The organism is Rhodococcus sp. IEGM 27 (genome assembly GCF_033142305.1).
GTDB classification, from domain to species: domain Bacteria; phylum Actinomycetota; class Actinomycetes; order Mycobacteriales; family Mycobacteriaceae; genus Rhodococcus_F; species Rhodococcus_F oxybenzonivorans.
Genome location: NZ_JAWLSG010000002.1, coordinates 554496 through 575367, shown reverse-complemented (window position 1 = coordinate 575367; position 20872 = coordinate 554496). Strand labels below are relative to the sequence as shown.

Annotated in this window: 17 protein-coding genes and 3 pseudogenes; 4 read left to right on the top strand and 16 right to left on the bottom strand. The window is 65.5% G+C overall.

Annotation, left to right across the window (positions count from 1 at the left end):
* Positions 1-23 precede the first annotated feature (23 nt).
* From R4P95_RS09140 to R4P95_RS09110, 7 genes are all read right to left on the bottom strand, one after another.
* A complete protein-coding gene (locus R4P95_RS09140) occupies positions 24-1487 on the bottom strand; it encodes an aldehyde dehydrogenase family protein (RefSeq protein ID WP_317745047.1) in 1464 nt (487 codons plus the stop codon).
* Between the two features lie 104 nt (positions 1488-1591).
* A complete protein-coding gene (locus R4P95_RS09135) occupies positions 1592-2356 on the bottom strand; it encodes an SDR family NAD(P)-dependent oxidoreductase (RefSeq protein WP_213571888.1) in 765 nt (254 codons plus the stop codon).
* A gap of 308 nt (positions 2357-2664) precedes the next feature.
* Entirely contained in the window at positions 2665-4584 is a 1920-nt protein-coding gene (locus tag R4P95_RS09130) for a hydantoinase B/oxoprolinase family protein (protein WP_317745049.1), read from the bottom strand.
* A gap of 10 nt (positions 4585-4594) precedes the next feature.
* Complete coding sequence (locus R4P95_RS09125) at positions 4595-6661, bottom strand: hydantoinase/oxoprolinase family protein (RefSeq protein WP_317745050.1); 2067 nt, start codon at positions 6659-6661, stop codon at positions 4595-4597.
* 140 nt (positions 6662-6801) lie between these two features.
* Positions 6802-7911 (bottom strand): LuxR C-terminal-related transcriptional regulator, encoded by a 1110-nt coding sequence (locus R4P95_RS09120; RefSeq protein ID WP_317745051.1) that lies wholly within the window; start codon positions 7909-7911, stop codon positions 6802-6804.
* Between the two features lie 75 nt (positions 7912-7986).
* On the bottom strand, positions 7987-9354 hold the full coding sequence (locus R4P95_RS09115; protein WP_213571884.1) for an MFS transporter: 1368 nt from the start codon (positions 9352-9354) through the stop codon (positions 7987-7989).
* A 616-nt stretch (positions 9355-9970) separates the two neighbouring features.
* On the bottom strand, positions 9971-10174 hold the full coding sequence (locus tag R4P95_RS09110) for a cold-shock protein (RefSeq protein ID WP_109330492.1): 204 nt from the start codon (positions 10172-10174) through the stop codon (positions 9971-9973).
* Between the two features lie 226 nt (positions 10175-10400).
* On the opposite strand from R4P95_RS09110, the gene R4P95_RS09105 reads away from it, so the two are divergent.
* Both R4P95_RS09105 and R4P95_RS09100 read left to right on the top strand, forming a co-directional pair.
* A complete protein-coding gene (locus R4P95_RS09105) occupies positions 10401-10925 on the top strand; it encodes a hypothetical protein (RefSeq protein ID WP_317745052.1) in 525 nt (174 codons plus the stop codon).
* 63 nt (positions 10926-10988) lie between these two features.
* Positions 10989-11790 (top strand): annotated as a pseudogene (locus R4P95_RS09100) (IS256 family transposase); the annotation flags it as partial.
* Here the strand turns inward: R4P95_RS09100 and R4P95_RS09095 are convergent.
* Positions 11771-11923 (bottom strand): annotated as a pseudogene (locus tag R4P95_RS09095) (IS256 family transposase); the annotation flags it as partial. The pseudogenes R4P95_RS09100 and R4P95_RS09095 sit on opposite strands and share 20 nt — an antisense overlap.
* On the opposite strand from R4P95_RS09095, the pseudogene R4P95_RS09090 reads away from it, so the two are divergent.
* Positions 11918-12417, top strand: a pseudogene (locus tag R4P95_RS09090) (enoyl-CoA hydratase-related protein); the annotation flags it as partial. The pseudogenes R4P95_RS09095 and R4P95_RS09090 sit on opposite strands and share 6 nt — an antisense overlap.
* 397 nt (positions 12418-12814) lie before the next feature.
* Positions 12815-13015, top strand: coding sequence for a hypothetical protein (locus R4P95_RS09085; RefSeq protein WP_213571881.1), 201 nt, complete (start codon positions 12815-12817; stop codon positions 13013-13015).
* Between the two features lie 997 nt (positions 13016-14012).
* On the opposite strand, the gene R4P95_RS09075 is transcribed toward R4P95_RS09085, so the two are convergent.
* The 8 genes from R4P95_RS09075 to R4P95_RS09040 form a co-directional block, all read right to left on the bottom strand.
* Positions 14013-14198 (bottom strand): DUF6308 family protein, encoded by a 186-nt coding sequence (locus R4P95_RS09075; protein ID WP_249354647.1) that lies wholly within the window; start codon positions 14196-14198, stop codon positions 14013-14015.
* A gap of 87 nt (positions 14199-14285) precedes the next feature.
* Entirely contained in the window at positions 14286-14903 is a 618-nt protein-coding gene (locus tag R4P95_RS09070) for a transposase (RefSeq protein ID WP_317745053.1), read from the bottom strand.
* Positions 14904-15090: 187 nt separating this feature from the next.
* Positions 15091-16791 (bottom strand): FAD-dependent oxidoreductase, encoded by a 1701-nt coding sequence (locus R4P95_RS09065; RefSeq protein ID WP_317745054.1) that lies wholly within the window; start codon positions 16789-16791, stop codon positions 15091-15093.
* A 15-nt stretch (positions 16792-16806) separates the two neighbouring features.
* Positions 16807-17481 (bottom strand): 3,4-dihydroxy-2-butanone-4-phosphate synthase, encoded by a 675-nt coding sequence (locus R4P95_RS09060; RefSeq protein ID WP_317745055.1) that lies wholly within the window; start codon positions 17479-17481, stop codon positions 16807-16809.
* On the bottom strand, positions 17468-18265 hold the full coding sequence (locus R4P95_RS09055) for an enoyl-CoA hydratase-related protein (RefSeq protein ID WP_317745056.1): 798 nt from the start codon (positions 18263-18265) through the stop codon (positions 17468-17470). Before R4P95_RS09055 ends, R4P95_RS09060 begins: the two co-directional genes overlap by 14 nt.
* The gene (locus tag R4P95_RS09050; RefSeq protein ID WP_317745057.1) at positions 18262-19182 is read right to left on the bottom strand and encodes an alpha/beta hydrolase; all 921 of its coding nucleotides are present in this window, start codon (positions 19180-19182) and stop codon (positions 18262-18264) included. The genes R4P95_RS09055 and R4P95_RS09050 overlap by 4 nt, the downstream gene beginning before the upstream one ends.
* Positions 19179-19700: a flavin reductase family protein gene (locus R4P95_RS09045; RefSeq protein ID WP_213571875.1), complete on the bottom strand. Its 522-nt coding sequence runs from the start codon at positions 19698-19700 to the stop codon at positions 19179-19181. The genes R4P95_RS09050 and R4P95_RS09045 overlap by 4 nt, the downstream gene beginning before the upstream one ends.
* Positions 19701-19800: 100 nt before the next feature.
* Entirely contained in the window at positions 19801-20697 is an 897-nt protein-coding gene (locus R4P95_RS09040; RefSeq protein WP_213571874.1) for an alpha/beta hydrolase fold domain-containing protein, read from the bottom strand.
* Positions 20698-20872 lie beyond the last annotated feature (175 nt).

The following is a 20872-nucleotide window of genomic DNA, read 5'->3' as shown; positions in this document are numbered from 1 at the left end:
TGGTGATCGTGACGTTGGTTCGGTTACACAGGCCACTGAATGTGCTTGACTTCGAAGAACTCACGGAATCCCTCTTCGCCACCTTCGCGGCCGATGCCGCTGTGTCCGGGTCCGCCCCACGGGGCGTCCCCGCGCATTCCGCCCCCGCCGTTGATGGTGACGGTGCCCGACCGAAGACGACGAGCGAACGCGAGTGCGTCGGGGGTGGGGCCCCACACGTTGGCATTGAGGGCATACTTGACACCGTTGGCCATGCGGACCGCTTCGTCCAGGTCGGTGTAGGGCATCACCACCCCGACGGGCGCGAACAGTTCCTCCTGCGCGATCTCCGCGTCGTTCGAGATACCGGTCACCAGAGTCGGTTCGAGGAAGAAGCCGTCATCGAGGCCGGGCGGGCGGCCCCCACCGACGGGAACCTCGGCGCCCTCCTCCCGGGCGCGCGCCAGATAGCCCTCCACATTTCTACGATGCTCGCCCGTGATCAGCGGTCCCAGGACGGTGTCGGGGTGATGGGGGTCGCCGACCGTGAGGCCACCGAGAAACTTGCCCGACCTCTCGACGTACTCGTCGAACTCGGCCTGAGGCACCAGGGTTCGTGTCGTCGCCCCACATGCTTGGCCGCTGTTTCGGGTGAAACGCAGCGCGGAGGCGGGTACCGCCTTCTCGATGTCGGTGCCGGGCAGCACGATGTTGGGTGATTTGCCGCCGAGTTCGAGGACGACCTTCTTCAGCGTCGGCGCAGCCAAGGTGAGAATCCTGCTGCCGACTGCGGCCGAACCGGTGAACGTCACCAGGTCGACCTCGGGCGCACTGACCACTTGCGCGGTCACACTCGGCGGACCGAAGACCAGGTTGACCGCACCCGGCGGGAATCCCGCCTCCTCGATCAGCCGCATGATCGCGGCCGTCAGCAACACGGCCTTCGGCGAGGTCACCAGGACGGTCGAGCAGCCCGACGCCAGGGCGGGGCCGAGCTTGTACGCACACATCATGACCGGGACGTTGTAGGCGACGACCGCGGCCACCACGCCGGCCGCGTCCCGCACCAGCATGCTGCTCGAGACCACCGGGTCGTGATGCAGCGGAAGGGGCTGCTCGTATCCGTCCCGGGGGCCCCGTGCCGCCGCGTCAGCGAACCATCGGAAAAACCTGACGGGCAGATCGACGTGCAGGGCGGCGGCGCTGCTGATCGGTGTGCCGATCTCGGTGGCGGCGAGGGCGATGATCTTCTCTCGGTCCCGCTCGAGCAGATCCGCCAGCCGGTGTAGCAGGGCACCACGCTCACCCGGCCCGAGGCGACTCCACTCGCCGTCATCGAACGCCCGCCTGGCAGCGGACACCGCTGCGGCGACCTGCGCGGGGCTCGCCGCCGGTGTGACGGCCAGTTCCCGACCGGTCGTCGGGTTGATCGACCGAATCGCCTCCCCCTCACCCGCGATCGGGCGCCCGTCGATGTGGCACTCGGCCTCGGTAATCGGTGCGGTCATGACAATGAACCTCTACCTCTCGATCGTGTACGGCGCACTTCCCGGCTCACGGCCGGTCCAGGCCACCGTACTCAATATATTATGTTCTTAGGATGATAGCGGCGTTATCCCGCCATATATCCGCCATCGACGACGAACGAGCCGCCGGTCGCATAGCCGGCGCGATCAGAGAGGAGCCAGCACGCCATCTCGGCGATATCGTCGGGTTGAGCGAGCGCGCCGAACGGAATCCGGGACATGATGGTGGATCCGCTGCGGCGCTTGGCATCCTTCATCAAATCGGTGTCGGTATAACCCGGGCACACCGCGTTGATCCGGATGGTCGGCGCGTATTCGATTGCCGCAGTCTTGGTCAGGCCGACGACGCCGTGTTTGGCCGCCGCATACCCGGCTGTGGTTTTGAATCCGGTGAGACCTGCGAGCGATGCGGTATTCACGATGACGCCGCCACCCTGCGTCACCATCTGCTTCAACTCAGCGCGCATACAGAGCCACACGCCCTTGAGGTTCACTGCGACGGCCCGGTCGAATGCCTCCTCGTCCCAATCCGCGACGGATCGACCACCTTGACCGATCTGCCCGCCGCTCACTCCCGCATTGTTGAACGCGCCGTCCAGGCTGCCGTAGTAGTCGACGGCCGCGGCGACCATCGCATTCACCGACGATCCGACCGTGAGGTCGGCGGGAAGCGCGATCGCCTCACCACCCGCCGCGCGCACGAGGTCTGCCGTCGCCGCGACGCCCTCCTCGGACACATCGGTCGCCGCGACCCGGGCGCCTTCCTTCGCGGCCAACAGGGACGCCGCGCGCCCGATGCCTCCCGCCGCACCGGTAACGAGTACTACTTTCCCGTCGAGTAGTCCTGACATTTTCCGTCCTTCTTCCGAGTAGATGCGTTGGTACCTATCCGACGCGTGATGCCGGCCAGTCGCGGGCCGGCGAACGCCATGCTGGCCAGTTGTCCTCGGGCTCGGGACGGGTCACCGACACATGGTGAAAGCACTCTTGGCACTTCACGACCATGCGGGGCCCTAGGTGATTGGCGACGGGATAGCGAGCGAGACTCGTTGCGCCGCACGACGGACATTCGCCGTCGACGGTGGTGCGTTCGACGTAGACCCGGTCGGTCTCGGGACGGGGAAACAGGAGCCGGTCGACTGCCATGGGGATGCCTTTCTCAGAGATTCCAGTTGCGGGGGGTGGCCACCGGTACGCTCCAGCGCCCCTGGTCGCGGTCGGCGGCCAGCTGCGCTCGTCGTGCCGATGTGGCGGCCTCGTCGACGTCACCGTTCGCGATCACGACACCGTGGGCGTCGGCCGCGAACTCGGGGCTGACAAGTCCGCTACGGACGTCCTGCAGCACCTTCCCGGGAATGCGGGTCAGGGGGTCACCCCAGCCGCCGCCACCGCCGATGACGAAGCGGAGCGCATCGCCGGCTTTCAGGACGAGTCCGGAGAACTTGCCGGTCTGGTAGCGCGCACCCCGCCCAAACTCACCGTTGTTCGGGTCCGGCCGACCCTGATCGTCGAACATGCCGAACAGCGGCTCGGCTCCACGCAGGTCGAGTGGATCACCGTGTTCGGCAAGGTCGAAGTTCTCGATGTACCAGCCGTAGGCCGGCGAGCCGGCGCCACCTCCGTTCGAGCCGGGAGCGCCGCAGCGGACCCGGTCGGCGGTGATGGTGACCATTGTGTCGGACTCGGCGAAGATCGAGTAGACCGAGCCGAGACCGCCGCGGAATTCTCCGGCCCCGGCGGTGTCGATCACCATCTCGTGTTGGACGATGACCAGGGGACTCTCGATCTCGACATGTTCCTGCACCGACGTCCGGCAGTTGCCGATCGGAATCACGCAGAAGGAGACACCGTCGTCCTTCCACGTGCCGCCCCAGCCGCCACCGGCGAGCGCGAAGGCACCCCATGGCGTGCCTTCGTGGCCCGGGCGGGTATCGATACCGCCGAGGCTGACGACGACGGCAGTGCCTGTGTCACAGGCGAATGCCTCGTCCATCGCCTGGCTCAGGGCCTGCGTGACGACATTGATCCCCCGGGCGCCGATATCGGCGTGGTTGGAGCAACTCGACGGAGGCAGAACCTGCACCACGCTGCCGGACGGCAGCAGAGTCTCGATCGGGCGTAGCGTGCCACTGTTGACCGGTGTCGACGGGTCGACCATCAGCTTGACCGCCTCAATGCAGCGTGAGGCCTCGCACCAGGCGGTGCCACAGTTACCGAGGGGCTGACGACCCGAACCGGAGAAGTCGATCTCCATGGAATCTCCGCGCACCTTCACGGTCACGTTGACCGGAATCGGCTCGTCGGTGACGCCGTCCTCGTCGAGGAAGTCCTCGGCGGTGTAGTCGCCGTCCGGAATACTCGCGATACCTCGCCGCATGCTGGCCTCGGTGGCCTCGATGGCGAAGCGGCCGGCCGCACGCACCTTCTCCAGGCCCCCGCGGGCGATCAGATCCTGCAGCTGGCGCTCGCCGACCACCAGGCAGCCGTGCAGGGCCCGCAGGTCCCCGAGCACGAGCTGCGGCACCCGGTTGTTCTCCAGGATGAAGTTGAACAGCGGACGAACCGGAACGTCGTTCGCGTACAGCAACGTCGGCGGCAGCTTCAGCTGCTCCTCGAAGTGCGTCTGGGTGCCGTTGGAGAAGCCGCCCGGGATCGCACCACCGAGATCGACGAGGTGGGACGTCGAGTGCAGCAGGAACTCCACACGGCCATCGACGAAGACGGGCCGGAGCAGGTTGACGTCGGACTGGTGGATGGTGCCGCGCCACGGGTCGTTGACGAAGATTACGTCACCGGGCTGCATGCTGTCGATGTCCCACTCGTCCATCACGAAGTTCGCAATGTGCGGGGCGGTGAAGGCGTGCTGCATGCAGCCCTCCCACAGCGCGACGGTTTCCCAGCCGTCGTCGGTGCGCATGTGAATGGCGCTGGTGCAGTCCAGGATGTCGCGACAGACCGGGGAGAAGGCGCTGCGCATCAGCGAGTCGAGCATCTCCCGGGCGACCTCGGTGAGGCCGTAGCGGAGGATGTCGAGTTCGACGTCGACCGCGGGGCCGGCGTCAGGGGTGGTGATCGTCATGGTCTGCTCCTCAGCTCTGGGGCTCGATGATGAGATTCAGGTCGCCGTCCACGTAGGCCGTCCGGCCGGAAAGGACGAGGGTTGTCGCGAACTTCTCGGCGACGAGGGCGGGGCCCTGCACCCGCTCGAAGGGTTGGAGGCGCTCCCGAACGTAGATGGACACCTCGACCTGCTCGGTCGTGCCCGGCAAGGTGAGCTCCGTCGTGCGGAGGAATGCCTCGCCGTCTTCGGGGGTGAGGTCGGTCTTGTGCTGCTCGCGCGGGATGATCGCCGTCACCTCCACCGTCGAGATCACGACGGGAATCTCGGTGGCCGCGAAACCGTATGACTCCCGATAGAAGTCGTGGAACTGTGGCACGAGTTCGGTCACACCCTCGGCAGTGAGAGCGCCGGAGTGGATGGGCATGCGGTTGTCCCACGTCTGGCCGCGATACATCGCGAAAACGGCCCGCTCGAAGCGGATTCGATCCACGTCGGCGCCCTGGCTGTCGAGTTCACCGCGGATGCGGTCCTGCAATGCGGCGAAGGCGGCCTCGATCGATTCGGCGCTCGACGGTGCGAGCGGGCTCATGATCGACTGCGCCCGGGTGACCATCAGGTCGCTGCGGAGCAGCCCCATGGCCGAGAACTGGCCGGGGTTGCGAGGCACGATCACCTTGTCCAGGCCCAGGATCTGCCCAACGCGGTCGGCGAGCATCGGGCCGGCCGATCCTGAGGGCTGCAGGGCGAACTCGCGGACGTCGAGTCCCCGGTAGACCGAGATCGTGCGGACCTTCGCGGCGATGTCCTCACACGCGACCTCGTAGGCCGCCGACGCGAGCTCGAGGGCCGACATGCCGAACCGTTCCCCGGTCTTTCGGAGGGCTTCGAGCGACGCGTCGACGTCGAGCCGAATGGAGCCGTTGGCGAACAGGTCCGGCTGGAGGACCCCGAGAGCCGCGCACGCATCGGTGAGCGTGGGCTCGACGCCACCGCGCCGGTAACACACCGGACCGGGATTGGATCCGGCCGAAGCCGGACCGACCGCCACATTGCCGAGCGTGCTGGGCCGGATCAGGCTACCGGCACCCGAGCCGACGCTCTCCACGTCGACCAACGGCATGGTCAGGGTGAGACCGGTTTCCAGCGTCCACAGATCGGTGAGCGGCGTCTTGCCGTGCACAATCGCTGCCACGTCCGTGCTCGTGCCACCGACGTCGATGGTGAGCAGGTTCGGCGAACTGCTCTCATTCGCAAGCTTGACGCTGCCGCTCACGCCACCGACCGGGCCGGAGACCAGCTGGAACACCGGGGCACGCCCCGCGTCGGCGAACGTCGCGACCCCGCCGTTCATCATCATGATCCACAGCGTCCCAGCGTAATTGCGCTCGGACAGCTGGCTCATCAGACGGTCGAGGTAGCCGACGACGGCCGGGCCCACGTACGCGTCGAGGGCGACGGTCGTGGTGCGCTCGTGCTCCTTGGTTACCGGGTACAGCGCCGAAGTTTGAATGTAAGCGTCCGGCAACTCTTCTGCGACGATCTCGGCCGCCCGCTGCTCGTGGGCGGGGTTGATGTAAGAGTTCATCAAACACACGGCCACCGACTTCGCGCCCTGGCTCGCGAGGGAACGTGCAGCGTCGCGAACGGCATTCTCGTCCAACGGCAACAACTCGGACCCGTCGTACCGCAGGCGCTCGGGAACGCCGAAGCGCGATTCACGCTGCACGATGGGCCGTTCCTGGTGCGGCCGAAGCCAAGTGGGATCGTAGAAGCGGTCACCGAATTCGCGGTGCATGCGACCGATGTCGAGCAGATCGCGGTGACCGCGTGTCGCGATCAGACCGGTGCGCTCGCCGGTGCGACTGAGCAAGGCGTTGATGCCCACCGTATGGCCATGCACAATTTCGGCGACATCCGGGATCTCGACGCCTATCGCCGCGATACTCTGCAGGACGCCTTCCTCCTGTTGGAGCGTGGAGAGCACCTTGCCGTCGCGGGTTTCTCCCGTTCTGCGGTTGAGCCCGATAATGTCGGTAAAAGTGCCGCCGACGTCGATGCCGACTACCCAGTCGGCCACCCTGTCACTCTGCGTCATATTTCGGCCTCCGTGGTGTGTTCTGCAGTGACATGCGCAGTGCATCTGCGCCATGCGCTTGTGTTGCAGGTCACTCTTCCGCACGGAGGGCGCGGGAACATCTGTCCGGGGTCGTAGATTCGTACGACCTTCGGCCGGCGTCAGCCTTGCGTCGTAGTGCGCGTGTCGTCGGAATTGCGCAGCCAGATCGACACGGCCTCGGCCCGGTTGACTGCGCCAAGTTTGCGCAGGATGCGGGTGATGTGGGTCTTGACGGTTCCCTCGGAGATGACCAGCCTGCGGGCGATCTTGCCGTTGGAATCGCCATCCGCCATGAGTCGCACGATCTGCACCTCACGGCGGGTGAGGACGGAGTCGTCGTCGCGCCCGAGCGCGACGGACTTCGCTACCCCGGGGCCGGCCGCCTTGGTCCAGCGTCCGAGTCCGTCCAACTGGGTACGCACCACCGAAAGCCCCTCGAGCACACTGACTCTCGCCAGGTTTTGGCTCATCGCTTCGGCGAACGTCGACAACAGCGCTTGATCGACACTGGTGAGATTGCGTTGCTGGTGATAGCAGTCGCCGTGCACCAGGCCGACGACGTCACCGTCGACCATCAGCGGCGCGATGCCGTACGACGAGGACCTGGTGATCTCGGCGAGCGGGCGGTTGACGCGTGGGTTGTCCTGCACCTCGTGGACGAGCGTCGCGCGAGCGCCGACCACGGTGTCGTTCTCGACGAGCATGCGGTCGAGAACCGGCGGGTTCTCCCTGCCCACAGCCACGATCTCCTCCGCCCAGCGCGGGTCGCGGACGACGTGCATCGAATGCAGCCGCCACGACCCGTCTACCGTCGACAGCAGCGCACGATCGAAGCCGAGGCTGCATACCGCCTCGGGAGCGCGGGCCAACAGCGCGTCGACGGTCTGCGCGTCGCCGACCCGTGCCAACGCGGACTGAACCTTGGCCAGTATCTCCGCGTGATCGGCCAGCCCCAACCGCGCCACCGCGGCCTCCGCCTCGCGTATGCGACCGAGAATCGCCATCAGGGACGTCAGAACATCGGACGACGGGTCGTGTTGGCCGATCGCACGCGTCATCTGGGCGGTCACGAGGTCCCACAGCCAGCCCAGCGCCTGACTGTGGGACTGTGCGCCGACCGGCTGCGGACCGCTGAGGTCGCGGTCCAGCAGCACACTCACGTCGTGGGTGATGTCGGCGATCGCATCGTGCAGCGCCACGGCATCTTGCCGGATCGACGTGTTGCGCATACTGCACTCCCATGAACTCGCTGACCTACACCATGCTAGGCATCCTGGTGAGCCACGTCACGACCGGCGCCGGGGCTAATGGCGCTGTCGCTCCAGCACTGTGACCTCGGAGGCCTCCGACGGTGCGTTCGCGTCACGCCTCGTCCGACGGGATTGGTCGAACAGCCCGCCACCGATTACCAGCACCGCGCACCCGATGATCAGCAGCGATACGCCCCACGTCGAGTGGCTGGACGACATGGTCACCATCGTCAGCGCAAGGATTGGGGCCAAGCCGCCCGCAGCGGCGCCGCTGACCTCCCGGCCGGTGCCGATGCCCGAGGCGCGCACCTCGGTAGGGAACTGCCGTGCCATGTACGGGCTCGCCGCCACCATGATCATCGGCGCCAGGACACCAGTGGTCACGACCATGACACCCCAGATGAGCGGGGAGCGGCCGGTGTCGAACAGCCAGAAGGCGGGGAAGGCCATCAGTGCGACCCCGATCGCGCCGCCGATCATGACCTTGCGGGTGTCCACACGGTCGGACAGGCGCCCGATCAGCGGACACGCGATGATCGCCGCGATGCTCGCGAACGTCACCCCGAGGGCGCCGACATTCTTCGCCACACCCTGAAACTCCGTGAGGTAGGACAGCGAGAACGTCTTGAAGGTGTACGAGAGCGCGGAGTACCCGCCGTACACGGCCGCCACCACGAGAAGGCCCTGCCAGTTACCACGCACCAGGTCACGCAGAACCTGGAAGCCCTTACGTTGCCGCGCCTCGGTCGCCACCTTCTCGAATTCCTCCGACTCGGGCATCGCGCGGCGAATCCAATAGCCCACGATTACGATCGCGAAGCTCGCGATGAACGGCACGCGCCATCCCCACGTGTAGAGCGCTTCGTCGTCGAGGCTGGTGACCGCGGCGACAGCGAGTGACGCCGCGAGCAGGCCGATCTGTGCGCCCATCACCGGGTACGCGCCGTACCGGCCCCTGGTCTTCTCGTCGGCATGCTCGTAGGCCACCGTGATCGCACTGCCAAGCTCGGCACTCGCGCCGAAGCCCTGCAGGATCCGCAGAATGATCAGCAGCGCCGGTGCCGCCACGCCGATCGCGGCATACGAGGGCACGAGCCCGATTAGCCCGGACGCGATTCCCATGATCAGCAGGCTGATCGACAGCACCGCCTTGCGCCCGATGCGGTCACCGAGGATTCCGAAGAGGATGCCACCGAAGGGCCGGGCCAGGAATCCGACCGCGAACGTGGAAAACGCCGCGAGGGTGCTGGCCGACGAATTCGCCGACGGGAAAAATACCTTCCCGAAGACGAGCGCCGCCATCGAAGCGTAGAGGTAGAAGTCGAACCACTCCAGCGACGTTCCGATGATGACTGCCGCGCCGACCTTCTTCACCCTTTGCGGGGATTTCCGCCCAACGGATATTTCGCGTTTCTTCGCCACGCGTCAAGTCCTCTCTCAGTGGCCAACCTGTCGCGTGAATCTATTATGCATAATCTTTAAAATCAAGCGACCGGGATCACTGCGTGGAACCGCATGAGAGGTGCGCCACTCCCCCGGCGGCGCGAAAGGAACATGGCTGCCCTCTGCACACGTGCCGTTATTCCGATCGGGCTGCCGTCTCGCTCCGTCCAGCTGTGCCGAACTGATCAATGCACCGCACAGCCCACGCGGTCAGAGACATCCGCCGAACTGTGAACAAGGAGCACCCGCGGGAACTGTCGATGAAACTGACTGACGAGGCGCGGAAGCAGATCGGCAACAAGGGGTTTGAGAACCGCAATCGTCTGCCTGCCGGACCGCAGTTCGGCGACGTCGTGCACGACGGCCCGCGCCTGCTCGACATCGTCAGGGATCTGCCGCGATCGGCCACGGCGAGGACGCACTCGGCATCCCGGACGGGCCCAGGGGCGGTCACCGACCAGCCACCCTCGTCAGTCCTTCCGGGGCGGCGCGATGGGTCATACCAAGCTCACTACTGGAGAATCTTGTGAAGACCTGGGAGATACACGCCCAGGACGGGGCCACATCCGTGTGTATGCGGCCCCGTGAAGGTTTGTCAGACTCCCCGCACGCTCTGGGCTTGCGGACCCTTCTGCCCCTGGCCGACCTCGAACTCCACACGCTGGTTCTCGTCGAGCGACTTGTAGCCGCTGCCCTGAATCTCGGAGAAGTGGACGAAAAGATCAGCTCCGCCATCGTCCGGCGTGATGAATCCGAAGCCCTTTTCACCGTTGAACCACTTCACAACGCCCTGTGCCATGCTTCGTCTCCCTGCAGCAACTGCGAGCCGGGACCTCACAGCGAAGTCCCGATCTCATGCATGATCCTGCCAGCATCGAGCGCCGTTCACCGGCACGGTTCCACCGAGGACGTCACTACGTCGTTCAAATGCGGTCACTCGTCCAAGAGACGGGCAGTGAGATCCGGCATCAGGTGGACGTCAGGCTGCCGGAAGGGGGCTTGCGGGTTCAGGTATGTTTCCGCACATGAGAGCCGCATCGTGGTTGAGCGTGGCGACCGGGGTGCTGTCCGGCGCCGCCGTTGCCGCAGCGTGGCGGAGGGCATATCTTGCCGAGCAGGCAAGGCTCGACGCCGAAGCCGAGCGGGACGCGGCATTGGAGCAAGTTGCCGAAATAGGGCGGACCGCCGTGCAGCAGGAAAGCCCACGCCCGCAGAACGTCGACTTCCACGTCCAACGCATCCGGGGAGCGGTCGACCGGTTCCGGCTTCGGAATGTCGGGGGCAGCACGGTCACGGACGTGCGCTTCGTCATAGACCCAGCGGAGGAGCAGAACCGCCGCATTCCGACACCACAGTGGCTACACGACGAGCCGGTGACCTTGTTGCCGAATCAATGGGCCGACTTCAGCGCGAGCGCTCTTTCACTCGTCGCCGGTTCCTGGCGAATAGTGTTTCCGGCGTTTGTCACCGTCCTCTGCGAAGAAGGCAGCACACCCTTGCGAATAGACCTGCCCACTGCCGGCGTTGCCGAAGACGACTCAATCGGCTGACCACTCGATTCGGGTTTCCGACAGACTGCGTCGTCGAGGCCGCCGTCGCCGGAAGCCGATACTGTGGCCACCTGCTACCTGCTCGGAGTCTCGACCCGCCGGATGGAAAAACTGGTCGACTCGCTCGGCATCACCTCACAGTCGAAATCCCAGGTGTCGGTGATGGCGAAGGACCTCGACACCCAGGTCGAGGCGTTCCGCAGCCGCCCGTTGGATGCCTGCCCGTACACGTTCGTCGCCGCCGACGCCCTGGTGCTCGAGGTCCGGGAGAACGGTCGGGTGGTGAATGTGCACACCCTGGTCGCGGTCGGGGTGAACGCCGATGGCTACCGGGAGATCCTGGGCGTGGATGTGACCTCGTCCGAGGATGGTGCCGGCTGGCTGGCGTTCTTCCGGTCGCTGGTGGCCCGCGGCCTGTCCGGGGTGCGGTTGGTGACCTCCGACGCCCACGCCGGCCTCGTGTCGGCGATCGGTGCCACCCTGCCCGGGGCGGCCTGGCAGCGATGCCGAACTCACTACTCGACGAATCTGATGTCCCAGACCCCGAAGTCATCCTGGCCCTGGGTGAAGACCCTGTTGCACTCGGTCTACGACCAACCGACGCCGATTCCGTTCACGCACAATATGATCGGATCATCGACGCTCTGTCGGAGAAGTTACCGAGGGTAGCCGAGCACCTCGATGCCGCACGGTCTGACCTGTTGGCGTTCACCGCATTCCCGAAGCAGATTTGGAAACAGATCTGGAGCAACAGGAGCGCCTCAATAAGGAGATCCGTCGGCGAACCGATGTGGTCGGGATAGGGACTATCAGTTATTCGGTGGAGCTGGATCTGGCACATCGGTTTAGTTCTCACTCGGGGTGAGCCGGCCCTCGAACGTGATCGCGAATGCGTTCAGTGCCGGCTTCCATCTCACTGCCCATCGTGCTCTGCCCTTCCCTGTCGGGTCCAGTGCCCGGGTCGCGAGATATAGACACTCGAGCGCCGATTGGTCCGTGCGTTTCCACGTCCCGTCGTCGGCGCGGTCAACGGCCCTGCCGCGGGAGTGGGTGTGTCGCTCGCGCTCGCGTGCGACCTCACCGTCGCCACCGAGTCCAGCTACTTGCTCCTCGCGTTCACCAAGGTTGGCCTCATGCCCGACGGCGGTGCCACTGCCCTCGTCGCCGCGTCGATCGGTCGCGCGCGTGCACTGAAGATGGCTCTGCTCGCCGAACGCCTTCCCGCCCCGAGGCCCTTGCGGCCGGGTTGATCGCCGACGTGTACCCCGACGCCGAATTCGTCGATAGTGTCGATACTCTCGCACTCGGTATGGCGAGCGGCCCCTCTCAGGCGTACTGCTGGACGAAGAACGCCGTCAACGACGCGACCCTCACACAACTCGGCAGCGCCTTCGCGCGTGAACGGAAAAGACAGCTCGAACTGCTCTCCTCCGCCGATTTCACGGAGGGAATCGCAGCCTTTCTCGAGAAGCGCCAAGCCGCCTTCGGCTAGATGTCGAGACGTACACCGCACCAGTCGACGGAGAACGGCGCTGGTCGTCGGGGCTGACTCGGGAACATGGCCGGAAGCTGTGGCTCCAATCAAACCCCGAGACCTCGCACAGTCAGAACGATTCTTTGCCCTTTCGCTCCACTACCCAGGCCGCGGTCTGCGTCCGGGAGTGGAAGCCTAGTTTGGACAGCAAGTGCTCGACGGGCACTGTCACGTAAATCGAAAAGTATAACGCTACAGTTGGTTCGGGGCAGGACACTACGGGGACACCGCCGGGCCCTTCACCTACAGAACGAACATCTCGTCGGGATGCTCCGACTCACCCGCGGCGAGCAGGCACCGTTCTACACGCCATCTCTTAGCCGCCTGTCCCCGTCATTCCCTCACCCTGCACTACGTGGTGGAGTTCCTCCTCAGCCACAAAGTGCCGATCGCAACCACCAACTGCCTTATCCCACCGTCCGACGTCTGGGTGCGCACCGGTGCTCTCGTGCCGACGGACACACAGAACGTCCGAGCCGGCCTCGACAATCTCAACGGCCTGACCGGCAGCCACCGTAAAACCGTCGAGATGATCAAGAGGACATACCCCGGGTGAACGTCGACCTCGACGAGTCGATGAGGTCGGACATCGACTATCCGTGCCCGCGATCGCATACGTTGAAAGCATCGAATTCGACTCGAGCGCAATCTAATTCCTGACTACACCGACCGGCCTCTCAATGGGGGGAGATCTTGCGGTAGAGGGTCTCGTGAGAAGGTCCAGCCGTCGGCATCGCCGGCCCCCAGTCACGGCCTCTACCGCCCCGGAACCCGAGGCAGACCGGGGCGCAGGCGGTCCCGCTTCTGCTCGGCGCGCGCCACGAACGGATCCAAACTCTCCAGCCACCAAATCACACCGGTCTCGACCCCCACCCTCGCACCGCGCCGCACGCCCGAACGGCACCCGATGCGGCCAATGCCCACCGACCAAGACAAACCTCTGATGTGACGAGCATGGGTCGGAGGGCCGGCGGTCGGAACGGATACGGGGACCGCCGGCAAGGACATCCGCGTCGCGTCCGGGACCTCCCTCACCATCCCCAACCCGGCGCCGCATTCGCGGCCGCGGCCAGCAGCAGGGAGCCGACCATGACGACGGCGCCACCTCGCCAAACGCCACCACCGCGGTCCGACCATGGGTGGCGCCGCGGTCGGGCAGTGGCGAGCGAACCTCGGCGACTCGGCCGTCGCCGGGCCAGGCCGCGCGAATGCGCGTCTCTGACGGTGTCCGAGGCCCTCGCGCGGGGCTGGACTGTGAGCGCGGGTGCGACGAACAGCGGGATCACCCTCCCGCATCAGGTACAGAGGCCACGGCAGCGTCTCCACACCCGCTGATGCTCCGTGCCGGTCGTGCCTGGCCCCGCGTCCCGATCATGGTGGATCGCAACACGCCGCGGACGCCTTCCCCACCAACCCAGCGCTCTCACTGCCACTGTCCCACGTTGGACTCGCACGCCGTATCGACAGCGCGGCAGTGGAATTGGGATACCAAGTCGTCTGACCGTCACGCACGGGGATCTCCAGCTACAGCCGCAGCGCCTCCCGGACCGGATTCAGATGTCGCGGGCGGTACCGAGGACCTGGCTGACGACCGAGTCCAAAATCGGGTACAGCCAGGGCCGTGTGCAGGCGATCAGCTTGGTTGCCTTCTTCTGGCCGATCTCCGGCAGCGCCCACAGGGCGGTTTCCAGGTCCCAGACGGGCCATCCCGGGGCGAGCGGGTTCGGTTCGTCGACCAGGTCCCGATCCGGGTCTACCGCCGTCAGAAGGGGCGTTCAGCGCCTTCGCCTGGGTGTCAGGATCGCCCTCGCCGACTTCGGTGGGACCTAGGGCATGTCCGACAAATGTTGGGTCCAGGCGATGACGGCGTTGAGGACCACTGCGGCTCGGTAGACGATGGCGAGTTTGTCGTAGCGCGTGGCCAGTCCTCGCCATTGCTTTAGATGGCATAACCGGCGTTCGACGACGTTGCGACCCCGGTAGTCATCACGATCGAATGCTGGTGGGCGGCCGCCACGTGAACCCCGCCGGCGCCGATGGCCGGCCTGATCGTCCGGTTCCGCGATCACCGCCCCGATCCCGAGGCGGCGCAGTAGGTCGCGGTGGGCTCGGCAGGAGTACGCCTTTCTCGCCCCGGACTCGATCCGGGCGGGTGCGGGGGCGCGGCGCCTACCGCCGGCACGCGGTACCTGCAGGTGTGCGAGCAGATAAGGAAATGCTGGTGAATCGCCCGGCTGTCCCGGTGCCACCAGCACCACCAGCGGTAATCCGTGACCGTCGACGAGCTGATGGGCGCGGGCGATGGTCGAGTCCACCGATACTGCCCAGTCGATCATTCCGGAGGCGTCGGCCGCGGTCAGAAGCCGTTCGAGCACCCGATCCCAGGTACCGTCACCGGCAAGCCGCCGATGCCAGGTCCAGATCGTCTGCCAGGGGCCGAACACCTGCGGAACGTGGGTCGGATTTACATGCCAGCCGAGCTGTTCGAGTCGCCGGAATCGCCGTCGACACAGAACCGCTCAACCGGAAGGTCGGGAGAGCGGTGGGCCGGTCCGATCTCGGCAAACAATGCCGCACTGTCGGCGGCGGACCTACGATCGGATGGTTGGTCGAGCTACCTGTGGGCGCTCCTTATACCGCCGGTTGTGTCGCCGTGCGTGCGGCATCGAGCATGTCGTTGATATCGGTGAACTTCACACGCGGGCGACCCTGTTCACGTCCCCGCGACCGTTCCTCCGCGTCGATCGCCAGCCAGCCTTTCCGGTCGACGACCTCGGGTTGGCGCTCCCGGACCAGCGCCGTGAGAGCTTCTCGGTCGCCGGCGAGTTTCGGCTGCGGCAGCCGTCCCGCGACTACGTCGTCGATCAACGCTGTCACGGTGTCGTGGGCGCAGTGCTTGTTCGTGCCGATCACCCCTGAGGGTCCACGCTTGACCCAACCTGTGGTGTAGACCCCCGAAACCGGGCTGTTGGTATCCGGATCGACGACCCTACCGTCGACGTTGGGGATTATTCCCAATCGGTTGTCGAAAGGAACGGCCGGCACAGCCCTGCCGCGGAAGCCGATCGACCGCAAAACGAGCCCAGCTTCGAGGATCTCTCGGTCGTCGGTCGCTCGGGCTTCGAAGGTACCGTGGTCGCTTCTCACCAACTCGTTACGGACGATCTCCACGCCTTCGACTCGTTCGTCACCAAGGATTCGGGTCGGTGAAGCCAGGTAACGCAGGACGATGCGCTTGTGCGCTGGATTCGGGGCGGAATTCGCAAATTCTCGTGCAACACTGGTCTTGAGATCCATCGAGAAGGAGTGTGTCGATTCGGTCGTCTCACCGAGATCGAGTTCGGTCCGGTCGACCACTACGTCCACGTTCCGTATCCGGCCGAGCGCGAGTAGCTCGGGGGTCGTGTAGGCGGCGTGACCTGAGCCCCTCCTGCCAAGCACGACGACCTCTCGAATATTGCTCTTGCGCAGCGCGTCCACTGCATGCTCTGCCATGTCGGTCCGAACGAGATCGTCCGGGTCCGTCACGAGCAGCCGGGCAACATCGAGTGCGACATTCCCGTTTCCAACGATCACCGCACGCTCACAACCGAGGTCGAATGTCCGGTGTGCGTAGTCCGGGTGGCCGTTGTACCACGCCACGAACTCGGGGGCTGCTGCACTACCCGGAAGCTCGGTTCCGGGAATGTCGAGTTTGCGGTCGTCGAGTGCGCCGACGGCATAGACGACGGCATGGTGGTGATCGAGCAGTTCATGGTGGGTGAGGTGTCGGCCGATCTCGACGTTGAGGTGGAATCGAAACCCGGGTTTCGCTGCGATCTTGCGGAACACCTCGGTGATCGTTTTCGTCGCGAGGTGGTCGGGAGCGACACCAGCACGCACCAGACCCCATGGCGTCGGGAGGCGGTCGAACATCTCGATTTCGACGCTGCCACTCGGCATTCTCCCCATCAACTCTGCCGCCGCATATACGCCGGCCGGACCGGAGCCCACTACGGCCACGCGCAAAGGCACGTCCGGCTTCGACACCTTCACCGGATGCTGCCGGTCCGGCGAGGGGAGTGCGGAGTCGAGCGGGTGGTAACGGAAATACTCAGCGTTGATGTCTCGGTACCGCGCCTGGTCGTCCGGGAGCTCGTCTTCGGGGTATATCGCCTCGACAGGGCACGCTTCCATGCATGCGCCGCAGTCGATGCAGGTCTGCGGATCGATGTACAGCATCTCGGTGGTGCGAAACGCCGGATCGTCCGGGGTAGGGCGGATGCAGTTGACAGGACACACCGCGACACAGGTGGCGTCGTTGCAGCATGGCTGTGTGACAACGAAAGACACGAGAACTCCTCAAAGCTAAGGCAACCGGACCATCGGCTCGAACTTCGGCACTACAGGCATGCACATCGCCACGTCGAACACCGAGAGAAAGGTCAACGCGTGATCGCTCGCGAAGCCGAGGCTCTCCTCCTCGTTCGCCATCCTCGTCGCATCAACCGGGGAGACCAGTTCACAGAGGGCGCCCATCGGGCGGACGCCGGCGGACCGCATTAACCGCACCACCGATTCGGCCATCCCCGACCCCGCGCCTCGTGCGATGAGCGGTGCCACATGCCCCGGCCTGGACAGCGCAGATGGATCAGTGCGCGGATCTGCGATGGTCCTGATCGTGTGAGCCCGGTCGGCTGCGGAAATTCCGGTACCGATACCTTCCACAGCATCCACGGTCACCGACGGGATGGAACTTTCCGCCGATTGGACAAGCTGCCACATCTGGGGCAACTGCAGTCGCACGCAATCCTCCTCCGGTACCGCTACTTTCACGAATCCGGAGGTGTGCCGAATCATGAACGCCACAGATTCGGTGGTCGCGCACTCGGCAGCGACAACAAGACTCGCTTCTCCGCACGCGGGATCGAAGAGGACGATCGTCTTTCCGACGGCGATATCGTCCGCCGTCCGATCGACACGAGCGTGCACGGTGCTCCGCGGATCGAACCGGGGCATGTAACGAATCTCAGCGATCGACATTTCCGCTCCTTGTTCGCACTTCGGTTCCAGCCCTGCTTCGCTTAGCCGCGAAGACGGCGACCGCATCACGGAAGCTGTCTGTGGTCGTCAGCCGAATCTGTCCGTCGCGCTCACGGGCGAAGGCGTTGTCGAGTTCGCTCAGGCTCGCGTCGTTGATCGCGCGTTTCGTTTCGATGAGTGAGTCGAACGAGATTCCGCTCAGTCGTGCTGTCAACTTCTCGAGTTCCGACTCGAACACCTCCGGCTCGTACGCCGCGGCCACCAGACCGGCGCGCTCGGCGTTGGACGCGCTCAAGCGCTCGCCGAGCAGCGACATCCGCATCGAGATCGCCCGACCGGCCGACGCCGCGACCAGCGCGGTGGCGCCACCGTCGGGCATCAAACCGATGGAGGTGAACGGCATCGAGAAGTAGGCATCGGAGCGGATGGCGGTGAGATCGGCGGCGAGCGCGAGCGAAACCCCCACCCCCACGGCCGGTCCCCGAACCGCGGCGACGACCGGACGCGGTGCTCGCGTAATCGCGGCGATGCACCGGGACGCGGCATCGGAGGTATCAGCCGTGTTCTCGACCGACAGCGGATCGTCGACATCGAGATCACCGCCGGCACAGAAAGCCCGGCCGGTCCCCGACAACACGATCACGCGCACCATGGGATCCTCACCGGCGCTCTCTACGGCGTCGGACAGCCTGTGCAGGGTCTCCTTGTCGACGGCGTTCATGCGTTCGGGACGATCGATCAGGATGTGCCGCACCGATTTGTCGTCGACGATACTCACAGTCATGGAAGAACCTTCCGGAAGAAGTCAGCGATCTCGGCGACGCCGTCGCGTGCTCGAGGGAGAAAGTCGGTGAAGAGCGTCCACGCATGGCAGGTGTCCGGGTAGACGGACAGCGTGCTCGTGCCACCACCTGCTTGCACCGCATCGTGGATTCGCACCGCGTCGTCGAGCAAGATCTCGCTGTCGCTGGCCAGCAGCAGGATCGGAGGCAGTCCGGTCAGGTCGGCGAAGACCGGAGAGGCAAGGGGATGGTCATGGCCGTGCCCGCGGAGGTATGTGGCGGCGAGCATGCCGAGCGAGCGTTCCGTGATGACTGGGTCGGTGTCCCGGTTGGTGGCGACGCTTTCTCCGGATGCCGTGAAATCGGCGAGCGGAGACACCACCGCGGCGACCGCGGGCAATGTGGCGCCGCGGTTGCGGGCGTCGACCAGGACGGACACCGTCAGACCACCGCCGGCGGAATCACCGCCGACGGCCGTGTGCTCGGGTCCGTACTCGGCGACGAGGGCGTCGACCACGGCGGCGGCGTCCTCGAGCGCCGCGGGGAACGGATGTTCCGGGGCGAGCCTGTAGTCAGGTAGGACGACCACGGACCCCAGTGCCCGTGACAGGGTTGCAGCGGCGTGGCGGTAGCCGTGTGGACTGCCCATGACGTAACCACCGCCGTGGAACCACACGAGGACGTTGTCGTCGATCGTGAGTCCGGCCGCGACGCGCAAGGCCTGGACTCCGCCGACAACGATGTCTTCGACCGAAACATCCTCGGCGAGTGTGGACTCGAGCATCATCGTGTCGAGGTTGCGCCGGAGTTGGTCGAGCGGGAGCCTGCCGTTGCCGAACACCGCGGCGAAGGAGTTGCGGGCACGCGCGAGCGCGGCGTCGGCATCGACTGTGGTGTGCCGCGATTCTGTGTTTGTCATCGGTGTGTCCCGCCGGCGGTCGTGTGCATCGGTGCGATTGCCGCGTGGGTGCCGAAGACCCTGCCGTGGTAGGTCAGGGGCGGAATCGTTTCGCTCGCGATGTCCATCACGCGGCCGAACAAGACCGTGTGATCGGCCACCTCGAGGGTTTCCATCACGTCCGCGGCGATCCAGTGGGGGACATCGGCGATGCGTGGCAAGCCCGCGTCGACTCGCCACGGCACGTCCTGGAACTTGTCCGGGCCCTTGCGCGCGAACTGCGCGGCGAGCTTTGACTGCCCGCTGCCGAGGACGTTCATCCCGAAGCGTCCCGATTCGAGGGCCAGTGCCAGCAGATCTGATCCCCGATCCAGGGAGACCAGTACCGACGGTGGCGACATCGACAGCGACGCGAAGGCACTGACGGTCGTGCCGTGGGGACGTTCACCGTCCATCGCGGTCACGACGGCGACGGGGGTACATACCGCGGCCATCGCGTCGCAGAACCGCGCCGCCAGTTCGTCGAGTTTCTGGGGCATGTCGGATGCCTTTCGTACGTGGTGATGCCGGATGGAGGATTGGAACGCGGGTGGCGCACCGCCGGTGCGGCACCCGCGTGTCTTTCGGCTCGTCAGGACGTCAGAGTCCGAGGTGCTTGCGGATGAAGGCTCCAGCTTCATCCGCGGCCTGAATGCCCTCCGGCAGGATCGACGAGAACAGCGGCCACACATGGACCATGTCGTCGTACGTCGAGACGCTCGCCGCTCCCCCCTTCTCCACGATCGCGGCGGCCGCTCGGCGGGAGTCGTCGAGGAGCACCTCGCCGGAACCGACCAGGAAGAGTGTCGGTGGCACGTCGTGCAGGTCGGCGAAGAGCGGAGATGCCAGCGGATCCTTCGGATCGTGGCCCTGCAGGTAGGCGTCGCCGACGTTGCCGATCGACCCGCGGGAGACCGCGACGTCTTTGCCGTCGAATTCGTCGATGCTGTCGCCGCTAGCCGTGAGGTCGAGGAGGGCTGAGATGAATACCGCGGCGGCGGGAAGCGATTCATTCTTGTCGCGCACCGCAACGAGAGCGGCGAGTCCGAGTCCGCCGCCGGCCGAGTCGCCACCGGCCGCGACATTGCCCGCACCATACTGCGAGACGAGTGCGGAGATCACGGCGATGCCGTCGTTGACGGCATCGGGGAACGGGTTCTCGGGTGCACGCCGGTAGTCGGGCAGGACGACGGTCACGCCGCTGGCGCGTGAGAGGTTGTGTCCGAGTTCCTGGAAGCCCCGCGCGCTGCCCATGATGTACCCGCCACCATGGAACCAGACGAGGACCTTGTCCTGCGCCGCTCCCTCAGCCGTGACGAACAGGACGGGGACGCCGCCGACCTCACCCTCGACCGGTTCGGTGCCCTCGGGGAGGGGGAACTGCAGAAACAGCCGGTCGTATGCGTCGCGCAGATCGTCCACCGTCGCCGTCGCCGGGTCAGGGAAACTTTCCACCCACATCTTCTCTGCGCGCACGAGAGCTTCGGTCCTGGCCATGGGTCCTCCGAAAATCGAGTTCGAATCCCGACATCGCCTCGCGATGGGGTTGTGAGCAATGTTACATAGTTATCACTAACTGTGGAAGGCATTTCCCAGGACTTTTTTCCGAATGCACAATGATCTGGCCATAACGGAGGTTCACAGGATAGATTTCAGCAGATAGCGGCACGGC